At 64.8% G+C, this 13,092-nt stretch carries 12 protein-coding genes; 6 read left to right on the top strand and 6 right to left on the bottom strand.

The window, feature by feature from the left end; genetic code table 11:
* From ACT6QU_RS01385 to ACT6QU_RS01375, 3 genes are read right to left on the bottom strand one after another with little or no spacing between them, the layout of a single operon-like run.
* Positions 1-420 (bottom strand): hypothetical protein, encoded by a 420-nt coding sequence (locus tag ACT6QU_RS01385; protein ID WP_444563069.1) that lies wholly within the window; start codon positions 418-420, stop codon positions 1-3.
* Between the two features lie 18 nt (positions 421-438).
* Entirely contained in the window at positions 439-888 is a 450-nt protein-coding gene (locus ACT6QU_RS01380) for a DNA polymerase III subunit chi (protein WP_444563068.1), read from the bottom strand.
* 7 nt (positions 889-895) lie between these two features.
* On the bottom strand, positions 896-2,386 hold the full coding sequence (locus ACT6QU_RS01375) for a leucyl aminopeptidase (RefSeq protein ID WP_444563067.1): 1,491 nt from the start codon (positions 2,384-2,386) through the stop codon (positions 896-898).
* A 255-nt stretch (positions 2,387-2,641) separates the two neighbouring features.
* Between ACT6QU_RS01375 and lptF the strand changes: the two genes are divergently transcribed.
* The 6 genes from lptF (at position 2,642) to rsmA (ending at position 10,246) form a co-directional block, all read left to right on the top strand.
* Positions 2,642-3,826 carry an LPS export ABC transporter permease LptF gene (gene lptF / locus ACT6QU_RS01370; protein ID WP_444563066.1) on the top strand — a complete coding sequence of 395 codons (1,185 nt, stop codon included), beginning with the start codon at positions 2,642-2,644 and terminating at the stop codon, positions 3,824-3,826.
* On the top strand, positions 3,823-4,911 hold the full coding sequence (lptG, locus tag ACT6QU_RS01365) for an LPS export ABC transporter permease LptG (RefSeq protein WP_444563065.1): 1,089 nt from the start codon (positions 3,823-3,825) through the stop codon (positions 4,909-4,911). Before lptF ends, lptG begins: the two co-directional genes overlap by 4 nt.
* On the top strand, positions 4,911-7,343 hold the full coding sequence (locus ACT6QU_RS01360) for an LPS-assembly protein LptD (RefSeq protein WP_444563064.1): 2,433 nt from the start codon (positions 4,911-4,913) through the stop codon (positions 7,341-7,343). The genes lptG and ACT6QU_RS01360 overlap by 1 nt, the downstream gene beginning before the upstream one ends.
* Before the next feature lie 110 nt (positions 7,344-7,453).
* Positions 7,454-8,380 carry a SurA N-terminal domain-containing protein gene (locus ACT6QU_RS01355; protein WP_024586197.1) on the top strand — a complete coding sequence of 309 codons (927 nt, stop codon included), beginning with the start codon at positions 7,454-7,456 and terminating at the stop codon, positions 8,378-8,380.
* Positions 8,381-8,417: 37 nt separating this feature from the next.
* Entirely contained in the window at positions 8,418-9,422 is a 1,005-nt protein-coding gene (gene pdxA / locus ACT6QU_RS01350) for a 4-hydroxythreonine-4-phosphate dehydrogenase PdxA (protein WP_444563063.1), read from the top strand.
* Positions 9,419-10,246 (top strand): 16S rRNA (adenine(1518)-N(6)/adenine(1519)-N(6))-dimethyltransferase RsmA, encoded by an 828-nt coding sequence (gene rsmA / locus ACT6QU_RS01345; protein ID WP_444563062.1) that lies wholly within the window; start codon positions 9,419-9,421, stop codon positions 10,244-10,246. The genes pdxA and rsmA overlap by 4 nt, the downstream gene beginning before the upstream one ends.
* 16 nt (positions 10,247-10,262) lie before the next feature.
* On the opposite strand, the gene gmk is transcribed toward rsmA, so the two are convergent.
* From gmk to mltG, 3 genes are read right to left on the bottom strand one after another with little or no spacing between them, the layout of a single operon-like run.
* Complete coding sequence (gmk, locus tag ACT6QU_RS01340) at positions 10,263-10,916, bottom strand: guanylate kinase (RefSeq protein WP_444563061.1); 654 nt, start codon at positions 10,914-10,916, stop codon at positions 10,263-10,265.
* Between the two features lie 2 nt (positions 10,917-10,918).
* Positions 10,919-11,809 (bottom strand): YicC/YloC family endoribonuclease, encoded by an 891-nt coding sequence (locus tag ACT6QU_RS01335; protein ID WP_444563060.1) that lies wholly within the window; start codon positions 11,807-11,809, stop codon positions 10,919-10,921.
* Between the two features lie 21 nt (positions 11,810-11,830).
* Entirely contained in the window at positions 11,831-13,027 is a 1,197-nt protein-coding gene (gene mltG, locus ACT6QU_RS01330; protein WP_444563059.1) for an endolytic transglycosylase MltG, read from the bottom strand.
* Between the last annotated feature and the right edge of the window lie 65 nt (positions 13,028-13,092).

The raw sequence follows: 13,092 nt of genomic DNA, 5'->3' as shown, positions 1-13,092 counted from the left end.
CTATGGGCAGCGGACCAGACGCTCGTCGTTGCGTTCGGTTCGATCGATATAGTTGAGTTCGAGCTTTTCCTCGTTCGGCACGAAGCGCACGCGCTCGGTGACGTCCTCTGCACCGTTCGAACCGGTGCATTCGAGCGTGACCAGCCATCCCTCCCCGTTCACCTCGGGTGTGGTCATGGTGCAGGCGTAGTTGCGGGAGTCGAGCTTCTGCTCGACGATCGTGATGACACGGCTTGCGCCATCCGCCGAGCAAAAGGCCGGGTCCAGCGCCCAACGTCCATAGATGTGGCCGACGCCCGGCTGGGTCTGGACGACCGGGGCCGCGGCTTCCGCTGTCTGTGCGATCGGCGCTTCGCTGCCGCAGCCGGCAAGGGCGGCGGCGCAAGCGATCAAGGCAAGTGAAGGTAAAGTTCTATTCATGACCGCCAGAACTCTTGATCAGGCCTTGCGTTCCCAGCGGCGATCCGAGGATTGCTGCCAATAGGTGACGGTGTGACTTTCTTGCCGCAGTTGTTTCCAGCTCTCGCGCGCCTTGCGAAGCTGCTCGTCGTCATGGCCGTCAAACATGAAGACCGCGCGCTCGTATGCGGCCAGGTCGGGTGCGTCGGCACCATCGACCAGAAACCGGATCTGCGCGCCGTTCTCGTTCCCCTGCCCGGTCGTCAGCAGAACCGGGTTTTCCGAAGCGTGGGGTTCGGCATCGGTGCCATGCGCTAGGAACGAATCGTCGCGAAAGGTCCACAAGGCGGCGTCGAGCGCATCCCGGCGCTCCTCGCCCCCTGCCTGGACGACCGCCTTCCAGCCCCGGTCGACCGATTTTTCGAGGAGCGCCGGCAGCGCCTCCTCGAGTGTCGATTCGGTCAGGTGATAGAACAGGATTTCCGTCAAACGCGCCTCAGCCTTCGTAGTGATCGCGCACGAGACGGTCGAGAAGGCGCACGCCGTAGCCCGACGCCCAGGTCTGGCTGATCTCGTTGGTGGGCGAGCCCATGGCGGTGCCTGCGACGTCGAGATGCGCCCAGGGTGTGTCCTTGACGAAACGCTGCAGGAACTGGGCGGCGGTGATCGCGCCGGCATGGCGTCCGCCGATGTTCTTCATGTCGGCGTTCTTGGAATCGATGAGCTTGTCGTAGTCGGGACCCATCGGCATGCGCCAGACCTTCTCGCCCGTTGCCTGGCCCGCCTCGAAGAGACGGCCGGCGAGTTCGTCATTGTTGGAGAAGAGGCCCGCATGGTGCTGCCCGAGCGCGATCAGGATCGCGCCCGTCAGCGTCGCCAGATTGATCATGAAGCGCGGCTCGAAGCGGTCGTTGCAATACCAAAGCGCATCCGCCAGCACGAGGCGGCCTTCGGCGTCGGTGTTGAGGACCTCGATCGTCTGGCCGGACATGGAGGTCACGATGTCGCCGGGACGCTGCGCCTTGCCGTCGAGCATGTTCTCGACGAGGCCGATGATGCCGACGACATTGGCCTTGGCCTTGCGGGCAGCGAGCGCGTGCATGAGGCCGGTGACGGCGGCCGCGCCACCCATGTCGCCCTTCATGTCCTCCATGCCGGCGGCCGGCTTGATGGAGATGCCGCCCGAATCGAACACCACGCCCTTGCCGACGAAGGCGACGGGCTTGTCCTTGGCCTTGCCGCCATTCCACTTCATGACGACCATACGCGCCGGACGCTCCGAGCCCTGCGCGACGCCGAGCAGCGCGCCCATGCCGAGCTTTTCCATGTCCGCATCGTGAAGGATTTCGACTTCGACGCCGAGCGACTCCAGTTCCTTGGCCTTGGCGGCAAATTCCAGCGGGCCGAGGATGTTGGCGGGCTCGTTGACGAGATCGCGGGCCAGGAGCACACCGCCGGCGATGCCCTCCAGTTCGGCGAACTTCTTCTTCGCCCCTGCGGGATCGGCGCAGGCGACGACGAAGGCGGTTTCCTTGTCGCCATCGCCGTTGGCGTCATCCTTGCGCGTCTTGTATTTGTCGAACGTGTAGGCGCGCAAAAGAATGCCCATGGCAAGCTGCGCGGCCTCGGTGGACGACGCCTCGGCGCCGGCGACATCAAGGATCACCGTCACTTTCTTCGCCTTGCGGGCCGCGGTCTGCACCGCGCCGCCGACCTTCAGCCAGGCCTGTTCGTCGAGCGCCGACGGCTTGCCGATGCCGAGCACGACCAGCCTGTCGAGCGCGGTTCCGTGCGGCGCGAGGATGTCGGCCGAGGTGCCCATCTTGCCCTTGAACGAAGCGGCTTCCACCGCGCGGGGGAGAACGCCCTGCGGGTCATGTCCCGCCGCCGAGGCAGCCAGCCCGGTTTCCTCGCCGCTCAAGAGCACCAGAACGCCTTCTGAGATGGATGACGGCTTGGCAAAGCTGATGGCTGGGGTGCGGGACATTGGCTATCCTTGTGCGAAGGGATGGAAGGCGAGGTCGTTGCCTTTGCGGTAGAGAATCGGGCACCGCATTTCAAGAAAAGACAGGTGGGCCAGGTCGAAAGAGGTCGTCAACCAAACGTTAACCATGCGTGTTTGGCATTTGTTTGCCAAGGAGGCCGATTGTATGTTCCACGGATCGGGTTGCGTCGGCAAAGCGACGCAGCGGCAGCAGCATGCGCCGTAGACTTGCCCCAATGAACGGATCAATCAGCTCGCATGAGAGTGCTCGAAACCTATATCATGCGGCGCACCTTCGCGATTTTCGCGGTGACGCTGCTATGGGTTCTGGCCATTGTATGGACGACGCAGGTCCTCACCCGCATCAACATCGTCACCAGCAGCGGACAGTCCGCCGCAACCTTCTTCGAGATCGCCGCGCTGGTTCTGCCCGCCGTCATCCCGATCGTGATTCCGTTCGCGCTCGGAATCGCCGTCGCGCAGACGCTGAGCTCCATGAACACCGATTCGGAGCTGATCGTGATCACCGCCTCGGGCAGCCCGAAGACGACGGTGGTCCGACCGATCCTGCTGATCGCGGCCCTCGCCTCCGTCGCCTCCTTCGCCATCGAAAACGGGGTCGAGCCGTTCGCCCGCGAAAGGCTTCGCGCCCTCGTCTCCGAAGCGCGCGCCGATTTGATCACCTCGGTCGTTCAGGAAGGCACGTTCCAGACGATCGATGACGGTCTCGTCATCCAGATCAGCGAAAGGCTGCCCGATGGCCGCTTTGCCGGCATCTTCCTCGCCGATACGCGCGAGGAGGAGACCGAGCTGATCTACTACGCCGACACCGGCGCGACGATCGAACTCAATGGCGAGCACGTTCTGGTGATGCAGGACGGCGTCGTCCATCGGCGCAACGCGACCGGCAACGTCTCGATCATCCGCTACCAGTCCTATGCGTTCGACCTGGCCGAATTCGCGCCGGCAACCTCTCAGATCAACTATCTGCCCAAGGACCGGACGCTCGGGTTCCTGATGAATCCGGACCCAGCCGACCCAGTCTTCCAGAGCGCGCCGCTTGCCTTTGCGGCCGAGTTGCACCGGCGGCTGACAGACTGGGTCTATCCGCTGGTATTCGCCCTGGTGGGCCTGGCGGTTGCCGGCGATTCGCGATCCTTCCGTGAATCACGCATCCATCCACTGATCACGACCATGCTGATCGCGCTTTTCATCCGGTGGGAAGGCTTCATCGTCGGCAATGCCGCGGCCGACAGTCCTGCCGTCATTCCGGCCCTGTATGCGGTGCCGCTGATGGCGATGGCCGTGTGCATCTGGGTGATCGCGGCAAACAAGCGGCTCGAAATCCCGACCCGCTGGACCGAACGCATGCAGGAGTTCTGGACCCGCCAGGCGTCGCGGTCGATTTTTCGCCGCCGCTCCGCCTCGGAGGGCAAGTCATGATCGGACGTACCCTCGGCGCCTATTTCATGCGGCGCTACCTGATCATCACCTTCTGGTTCTTCACCGGTATCTTTGGCCTCATCTTCATCGTCAACTTCACCGAAGTCTCGCGCCGGGTCGGCGACCTGCCGGACTATTCGCTGTGGTGGGGTGTTACTTTCGCTGCCCTGCAGACGCCGTTCATCATGCAGCAGGCGGTGCCGTTCATCGCGCTCGTCTCGGGAATCGCGACGCTGATCTCGCTCAACCGCAAATATGAGCTCGTCGTGGCGCGGGCCGCCGGAATCTCGGCCTGGCAGTTTCTGTTGCCGATCTGCATCGGCGCGCTTCTCTTCGGCTTCGCCGCGCTTTTCGTCCTCAACCCCCTCGCCTCGTTCGGCTACGAGCGCACGCAGTTTCTCGAGGCCGACATTCGCGGCGGCAACAACACGCCGGTGGCCGGCGGCGAAGCGCCGTGGATCAAGCAGCGCTTCGGACAGACCGAAACCTATATCGGCGCGGCCGGCGTCCTCGACGAAGGGCTGCAGCTCGTCGGCGCGACCTTCATCGTCATCGGCGCCGACATGGACGCGATGGAACGGTTCGATGCGCAGCGGGCATTCCTGCGCGCCGGCGAATGGCAGCTCGAAAACGCCCGTCGCACCACTCGCGGCAATCCGCCGGAACTCATGGAAACGGTCTCGATACCGACCAACCTGACGCCCGAATTCGTGCTCGAACGCCTGGCAAGCCCGGAGACGATCCCGATCTTCCAACTGCCGCGCAAGATTGCTGCGGCACGCTCGTTCGGGCTGCCGGCAAACAATTTCGCCATGCACATGCACTCGATGCTGGCCATGCCGGCGCTGCTCGTCGCGATGACGCTTATCGCCGCGACAGTGTCCATGCGTTTTGCCAGAATGGGACAATCATCCGCCATGATTCTGGGTGGCGTGATGGCGGGGTTTCTGCTTTATGTCGTGACGGTTCTGGTCAAGGCGTTCGGGAGCGCCGGATTCGTGCCGCCTGTCGCCGCCGCTTGGTTTCCGGTCGTCGTCGCAGGCTTTTTCGGGGTGACTTTCTTGCTGTACAGAGAGGACGGTTAGTGAGGGGCGTGCTTTCCGGCCTGAGCAGAGCGGTTCGAGCCCGGCGCCTTCTGGGTGCGACGGCGCTCGCCGGCGTCCTCGCCGCGACCGGTTCGATCGTCGCGTTGCAGCCCGTCATCGCGCAGAGCATCGATCTGTCCGCGCAGACCGATCCCAATGCCGACATGCTGCTCGAGGCCGACACGCTGGTCTACGACAACGACCGCAACCGCATCACCGCCCTCGGCTCCGTCCAGATCGACTATGACGGCAATCGCCTCGTGGCGCAGCGCGTCACCTATGACCGCGCGACATCGCGGCTGATCGCGAGCGGAGGCGTCGAGATCATCGACCCTGACGGCACGCGCTTCCAGGCCGACGAGATCGACGTCACCGACGATTTCGCGGACGCCTTCGTGCGCACGCTGCGCGTGGAGACGCCGGACCGCGTCTATTTCGGCGCCGACAGCGCGGAACGGCGCGGCGGTGCGGTGACCGAGTTCGAGCGCGGCGTCTACACCGCGTGCGAGCCGTGCGAGGAGAACCCCGACAAGCCGCCGGTCTGGAACATCAAGGCGCAGAAGATCATCTGGAACGGCGAGACCAAGACCGTGCGCTTCGAGCGCGCGCGGTTCGAGTTCCTCGGCGTGCCCCTCGCCTGGGTGCCGGCGTTCGAGATCGCCGATCCGACGGTCAAGCGCAAAAGCGGCTTCCTTTTCCCCACCTTCGGCAGCTCGGACAATCTCGGCACCTTCATCAACGTGCCGTATTATTTCGCGCTTTCGCCGACTTACGACCTGACGGTCACGGCGGGCGGATATACGCAGCAGGGCTTCCTCGGGCAGGCCGAATGGCGCCAGCGCTTCGACAATGGCGAATACAATCTGCGGATCGCCGGGATTTCGCAGCGCGACCCCGACACGTTCGGCTCGCGCACGGTCGACGGCAACGAAACCGGGCGCGCCCTCATAGCCTCGCGCGGCGACTTCACGATCAATCCGCGCTGGCGCTTCGGCTGGGACGTCCTGGCTCAGACCGACAAGAATTTCGGCTATACCTACGATATCGAGCAGGCGAACGACTACGATCAGGTCTCGCAGGTCTATCTCACCGGCCTCGACGGTCGCAATTTCTTCGACCTGCGCGCCTATCATTTCAGCAAGCAGGAAACCGCCCTCGATTTCATCACGGACGAAAGCGGCACCCGTGAACTGAACCCCAGCGCATCGTCGCCTCTCCAGCCGTTCGTCCTGCCCTCATTCGACTACAGCGTGACGCCAGACACGCCGATCGCCGGTGGTGAGCTGACGATCGACGTCAACAGCCAGGCCCTCTGGCGCGATCGTTTCGATGGTCGCGGCTTCGCGACGCAATCCTCATCGCCGACGGGCCGCGGGATTGACGGCGGGTCCGGGCGCCTGACCGCCGAAGCGGAATGGAAGCGGACCTTCATCACCGGCGGCGGACTCCTGATCACGCCCTCGCTCCACGCACGACAGGACGCGATCGGCGTGCAATTCGGCGACGGCGCACTTTCCGACGCGGGTATTGCCAGCGTCGCCAGTGCGCAGGGCGTGGCCGCGGACATCCGCTCGGCCTACTACCGCTCGATGGCGACGGCAGGCCTCGAGGCACGCTGGCCGATCCTGTTCTCCACGTCCAGCTCGACGCATGTCTTCGAGCCGATGGGGCAGATCTTCGCCCGGCCCGACGAGCCCTATGGCGGCCGGCTGGGTATTCCGAACGAGGACGCGCAGAGCCTCGTCTTCGACGCGGCCACGCTTTTCGAGCGGGACAAATTCTCCGGCTACGACCGGATCGAAGGCGGCACCCGCGCCAATGTCGGTATCCGCTATACGGGCGAACTCGGTCGCGGCTGGGGCGTCAACGCGATCGTCGGCCAGTCCTATCATCTGGCCGGCACGAACTCCTACGCTTCGCCCGACCTCGTCTATGCCGGCGCCTATTCCGGCCTTGAGGAAGACGTTTCGGACTATGTCGGCATGGTCGGCCTGAACACGCCAGTCGGCGTCTCCCTGGCAGCGGGCGCACGGCTCGACAAGGACGATCTCGAAGTCCGTCGCACCGATGTCGCGGCGAGCTACGCGACGCAGGCCGTTTCGCTTTCGACCCAGTATTCGTTCATCGAAGCCCAGCCCGACTACGGCTTCGCCGACGATCGCCATGAAGTCCGTGTCGGCGCATCGGCGCAGGTGCACGAATACTGGCGTGTTTTCGGTAACGCCACTTTCGACCTGAACACGAGCAACCTCGTTCAGCGCCGGATCGGCTTTGCCTATGACGATGATTGCTTCGGCATCAATTTCACGGCATCGGAGACACGCGGCAACGTCAGCAACGAAGTGCTCTCGCGCGACTTCGGCATCAACATCTCGCTGCGTACGCTGGGCGATTTCGGCCAGTCGACCAGCGGCAACTCGACCACCTTCTAGCCAAGGCACAGTGCGGCTACGTCAGGCGTTGACATCGTTTTGCCCAAGATGCACTTCAGGGGCTTGCCATTCGCAACAACGCTTGCGCCCCGGATCAGGAGGCTAGACGCATGAAGACATTGCTGCTCTCGGCCAGCATCGCCCTCGCCCTCGGCTTCGCGGCCCTGCCCGAACCGGCATTCGCGCAGACGAGCGAAGTGCGCTACGTCGTCAACAACACGCCGATCACGAGCTACGACATCCAGCGACGCGCCGCATTCCTGCAGTTGCAGCGTCGCGGCGGCGGCCAGCAGGCGGCGGCGGACGAGTTGATCGAGCAGGCCTTGCGCCGCAACGAGGTTCGCCGCCTCAACATCAACATCTCCGACGACGACGTCGCGCAGGCCTATCAGCGCTTCGCCAGTTCCAACAACATGTCCCCCGCCCAGATGGACCAGGTCATGTCGCAGACAGGCGTGACCAAGCAGCATTTCCTCGAATTCATTCGCTCGCAGATGGGCTGGAGCCAGGCGCTCGCCGCACGCGCCCGCCACGATCAGGGCAGCCGCGTCAGCGAGCAGGACGCCGTGCAGCGGATGCTTCAGCAGGGCGGCGAGAAGCCGGTGGCGACAGAATACATGCTGCAGCAGGTCATCTTCGTCGTGCCCGCCGCAGAGCGCGGTGCCCGGCTTGCGACGCGCCGGCGCGAAGCCGAGGCCATGCGCGCCCGCTTCCAGGGCTGCGAATCGACCGTTCAGTTCGCAAGAGGCCTCATCGACGTGACCGTGCGCGATCTCGGCCGTGTGCTCGAACCGCAACTGCCGCCCGAATGGGCCGACCCGATCAAGTCGACCTCCGCCGGCAACGCGACGGTGGTGCGCGACACCGAACGCGGGGTCGAGTTCATCGGCATCTGCAGCGCCCGCCAGGTTTCGGACGATACGGTCGCGCAAGCGGTGTTCGAGGCCGAGAACCTTGGCAACAGCGCGGATTCCGACGATCTGAGCAAGAAGTACACGGCCGAGCTACGCGAACGCGCCCAGATCGTCCAGAGATAAGCCAAGCGCCGGCGCGTCGCGTCGCTGAAAGGTCGTCGTGCCGGCATCTCTCGTCATCACTTGCGGCGATCCGTCCGGGATCGGACCGGAATTGATCCTGAAAGCCTGGAGCGCCCGGCGCGAGCGCCCGGTCGCACCGTTCGCGGTGCTCGCTGATCCGCAACTTCTGCAAAGCCGCATGCGGCTGCTTGGCATCGAGGGCCAGATTGCAAGCATCGACGGCACGCAGCGCAGCTCCGACCTATTCGCCGAAGCCCTGCCGGTCATCCCGCTCTTCAATCGCTTCATCGACCGGCCGGGCGTTCCGGACCGGGCGAATGCGGAGGGCATCATAGAGGCCATCGAACGATCTGTCGAGTTCGTCTCCAACGGCGACGCCCGGGCCATCGTCACCGCGCCGATCTCGAAGAAGCCACTCTACGAAGCCGGCTTCCGCTTTCCAGGCCATACCGAGTATCTCGGCCATCTCGCAGCCGCCCGCTACGGACACCCCGTCCAGCCCGTCATGATGCTGGCCGGTCCGGCGCTTCGCGCGGTGCCGGTAACCATTCACATTCCGCTTGCCGACATTCCGGCCGGCCTGACGCGCGATCTCATCGTCTCGACCTGCCGGATTGTGGCGACCGATCTTCATGCCCGCTTCGGCATTTCCCGGCCGCGCCTTGCCATTGCCGGCCTCAATCCACATGCGGGTGAAGGTGGCGCGATGGGAACCGAGGAAATCGACACGATCGTTCCGGCGATCGAGGATTTGAACGGCGAGGGCATCGATGCCTTCGGGCCCCTGCCCGCCGACACCATGTTCCATGCCCGCGCCCGCGAAAGCTACGACGTGGCGATCTGCATGTATCACGACCAGGCGCTGATACCGGCCAAGGCGCTGGCCTTCGACGAGACGGTCAACGTCACGCTCGGCCTGCCCTTCGTGCGCACCTCGCCCGACCACGGCACCGCGTTCGACATTGCGGGCAAGGGCATTGCGCGCCCCGACAGCCTGCTCGCCGCGATCGACATGGCCGACCGGATGAGCCGTCTGACATGAGCATCGACGGCCTGCCGCCGCTGCGCGACGTGATCGCACGGCACGAATTGCGCGCGAAAAAGTCGCTCGGCCAGAACTTCCTGCTCGACCTCAACATTACCTCGAAAGTGGCGCGCGGCGCCGGCGACCTGACTGGCGCGACCATCATCGAGGTCGGTCCCGGTCCCGGCGGGCTCACGCGCGCACTGCTTCTCAACGGCGCAAAGCATGTCATCGCGATCGAGCGCGACGAGCGCTGCCTTGCCGCGCTGGAGGAAGTCTCCGCACATTATCCCGGCCGGCTCACGGTCATCTCGGGCGATGCGCTGACGACCGACTTCGCCGCGCTCGCCAATGGCCACGAGGATGTGCGGATCGTCGCCAATCTGCCCTACAATATCGGCACCGAACTTCTCGTGCGCTGGCTGTCGGTCGAGCCGTGGCCGCCTTACTGGACGTCGCTGACGCTGATGTTCCAGAAGGAGGTCGCGCAGCGCATCGTCGCGACGCCGGATGACGACGCCTATGGCAGGCTCGCCGTGCTCGCCGGCTGGCGGGCGCATTCAGATATCCTCTTCGACCTGCCGCCCCAGGCCTTTACGCCGCCGCCAAAAGTGACTTCGGCCGTCGTACATCTGGTTCCGCGGGAAAATCCCCTGCCTGTCGAAGGCACCAAGCTCTCGAAAGTTACGGAATTCGCCTTCGGCCAGCGCCGGAAGATGCTGCGCCAGAGCCTGAAACCGCTCGGCGGTGAGGCACTGCTCGCTCGCGTCGGCATCGAGGCGACGCGCCGCGCGGAGACGCTTTCGGTAGCTGAATTCGTGCGGATCGCGCAGGCGATCTGAGCATCTCGTCGCGAGGTCAGATTTTCTCGTCCAGCAGCCCGCTCACGAATTCGAACAGGCCGGGACGCCGGTCGCGGCGCAGGCGCTCCGCCTTCACGATCGCCTCGACGGCATGGAAGGCACGGTCGAGGTCGTCGTTGACGACGACGTAGTCATACTCCCGCCAGTGTTCGATCTCGACGCGCGCATTCTTCAGCCGCGCTTCGATGACATCGGCATTGTCCTCGGCGCGGCGCGTCAGACGGGATTTCAGTTCCCGCATCGACGGCGGCAGGATGAAGATGGAAACGATGTCGCCGCGCATCTTGTCGCGAAGCTGCTGGGCACCCTGCCAGTCGATGTCGAACAGCATGTCGTTGCCGGCCGCCATCGCCTCTTCCGCGGGCTCGCGCGGCGTGGCGTAGAAATTGCCATGAACCTCGGCCCATTCGAGCAGAGCATCATTGTCGCGCAGGATGTCGAACTCGCGCTTGGTTCGGAAATGATAGTGGACGCCTTCGATCTCGCTCGGACGGCGCGGGCGCGTCGTGACGCTGACGGAGAGCTGGAAGCCCTGGTCGCTTTCGAGCAGGTTGCGCGCAATGGTCGACTTTCCCGCGCCCGAAGGCGAGGAGATGACGAGCATCAGGCCGCGTCGACGGATCGCGACGGACGAAGGTTCGTTGTGCATTCCTACTCCAGATTCTGGACCTGTTCGCGGAACTGGTCGATGACCGCCTTCAGTTCCAGCCCGATCGCCGTGATGGCCGCCGCGTTCGACTTGGAGCACAACGTATTCGATTCCCGGTTAAATTCCTGCGAAAGGAAGTCGAGACGCCGGCCAACCGCGCTGGTTCCGGCCAGAAGCGTGCGCGCGGATGCGATATGCGTCCGCAGACGGTCGATTTCCTCGCGGATGTCCGCCTTGGTCGCGAGATAGGCGGCTTCGGCGTTGAGACGCGCCTCGTCGAGCGGCGCGCCGGTTTCGAGCAGCAGCCGCACCTGATCGGCCAGGCGCGCACGGATCGCGGCGGGATCGCGGGACGGATCGGCCGCGGCGCGCTCGGTCAGGCTTTCGATCCGGTCGATCTGGTCGAGCATGATCGCCTTCAGCGCCTGCCCCTCCTCGCGCCGCGCCTCGGTCAGCCCGGCCAGCGCTTCGCCGAGGACGGTGAGAACGGCCGCGTCGCGGGCGGCGCGCGCATCGTCATCGAGAATGCTCTCCTGCAACTCGATGACGCCGCGCAAGGCCAGAAGGCCGTCGGCACGGGCCGGAGCGATGCCGAAATCCTGTTCGAGGCGCTGGGCCAGTGTGGCAAGTTCGACCAGCAAGGTCTCGTTGACCGTGACGGCCGTCGATGCGCTCGAGAGACGGGCGACGGTCAAGTTGGCGTAGATGTTTCCGCGCTGGAACGTCTTCTGCAGCGCCTGGCGCGCGGGCTGCTCGATGCTTTCGAAGCCCGGCGGCAGGCGCAGGCGCGCGTCGAGCCCCTTGCCGTTGACGGATTTCAGCTCCCAGACGATCCGGTCGTCGCCGGCCTGTCCCGATGCGCGGGCGAAGCCCGTCATGCTCTCGATGGTCATCACGTCCCCAATTCGCGCCCGCTATTCGTCCTCGACGACCTCGTCCGCAAGAACGGCGTCGTCATCGGTCGGGGCAGCACCCGCTTCGCGGCGCTCGCGTTCGATCTGGCGCCAGCGGGCGACGTTGCGGTTGTGCTCGTCCAGCGTCTGCGCGAAGGCGTGACCACCGCTGCCGTCGGCGACGAAGTAGAGGTCGTCAGTCTGCGACGGGTTCGCGACCGCCTCCAGCGATGCACGGCCCGGAATGGCGATCGGTGCGGGCGGCAGGCCGGCGATGCGATAGGTGTTGTAAGGCGTGTCGCTCTCGATGTCGGAACGGTAGATCGGACGGTCGGACGGCTTACCCTCGCCGCCGAAGATTCCGTAGAGAAAGGTCGGGTCCGACTGGAGGCGCATGCCCTGGTTGAGACGGTTGATGAAGACCGACGCGACATGCGGACGCTCGTCGGCGCGGCCGGTTTCCTTCTCGACGATCGAGGCCAGCGTGACGAATTCCTCGATCGTGTCGATCGGCAGATCGTCGTCCCGGCGGGCCCAGATTTCCTCGATCATGCGCTGCTGGTCGGACGACAGGCGGCTGATCAGTTCCTGCCGGTTCATGCCGCGGGTGAAGCGGATCGTGTCGGCGGCGATCGAGCCTTCAGGCGGCAGGTCCGCCGGCATCTCGCCTTCGAGTTCTTCCATCGCCGCGATGCGGGCGAAAGCCTGGTGGACGGTGAAGCCTTCCGGGATGGTCAGGGCATGGAGGACGGAGCGGCCGCTCCTCAGAAGTTCCATGATCTCATACATGGAAGCTCCTGCCTTCACTTCATATTCGCCGGCGCGCAGATTGGCGTCGCTGCCATAAGCGCGAAGGCCGAGGCGGAAGATCCGCGCGTCGGAAATCAGCCCTTGGCGCTCCAGCGTCGCGGCGATTTCGGAGGTGCCGGTGTTCGGGCGAATGAGGACGGTCTGCGTCGTCGCCGACGGCCCCGTACCCTCAAACTGCACCTTGCCGTAGTAGACCGCCGCGCCAGCCGCCAGCGTCGCGAAGACGATGCAGGACATGACGAAGTTCATGAAGATGACGAACTGGCTGCGCGACCGGCGAGACCGGCGAGACGGCGGGGGCGTGCCGGCCTGCGGCCGCAACGCCTCGCTTCCCGACTTCGCAACAATGGGCCGCGACGGCATGGGCGGCTGGCCGGGCTGGTTCCCGCCTGCAGGATCAGTGGTCATCTGGCCTCGAACTCTCGAATGCAAATGGAATCGCCACGCAAAGTAGCGGCCAATATGGCAAAATC

The organism is Aliihoeflea sp. (assembly GCF_052435475.1).
Taxonomy (GTDB): domain Bacteria; phylum Pseudomonadota; class Alphaproteobacteria; order Rhizobiales; family Rhizobiaceae; genus Aliihoeflea.
The sequence above is the reverse complement of the archived record's forward strand: the minus strand, read 5'-3'. Positions and strand labels throughout refer to the sequence as shown.

Bases quoted from the DNA above. Each gene is read 5' to 3' on its own strand.
- ACT6QU_RS01385 (WP_444563069.1), bottom strand. From the start codon at position 420: ATGAATAGAACTTTACCTTCACTTGCCTTGATCGCTTGCGCCGCCGCC.
- ACT6QU_RS01375 (WP_444563067.1), bottom strand. From the start codon at position 2,386: ATGTCCCGCACCCCAGCCATCAGCTTTGCCAAGCCGTCATCCATCTCA.
- lptF (WP_444563066.1), top strand. From the start codon at position 2,642: ATGAGAGTGCTCGAAACCTATATCATGCGGCGCACCTTCGCGATTTTC.
- lptG (WP_444563065.1), top strand. From the start codon at position 3,823: ATGATCGGACGTACCCTCGGCGCCTATTTCATGCGGCGCTACCTGATC.
- ACT6QU_RS01355 (WP_024586197.1), top strand. From the start codon at position 7,454: ATGAAGACATTGCTGCTCTCGGCCAGCATCGCCCTCGCCCTCGGCTTC.
- rsmA (WP_444563062.1), top strand. From the start codon at position 9,419: ATGAGCATCGACGGCCTGCCGCCGCTGCGCGACGTGATCGCACGGCAC.
- gmk (WP_444563061.1), bottom strand. From the start codon at position 10,916: ATGCACAACGAACCTTCGTCCGTCGCGATCCGTCGACGCGGCCTGATG.
- ACT6QU_RS01335 (WP_444563060.1), bottom strand. From the start codon at position 11,809: ATGACCATCGAGAGCATGACGGGCTTCGCCCGCGCATCGGGACAGGCC.
- mltG (WP_444563059.1), bottom strand. From the start codon at position 13,027: ATGACCACTGATCCTGCAGGCGGGAACCAGCCCGGCCAGCCGCCCATG.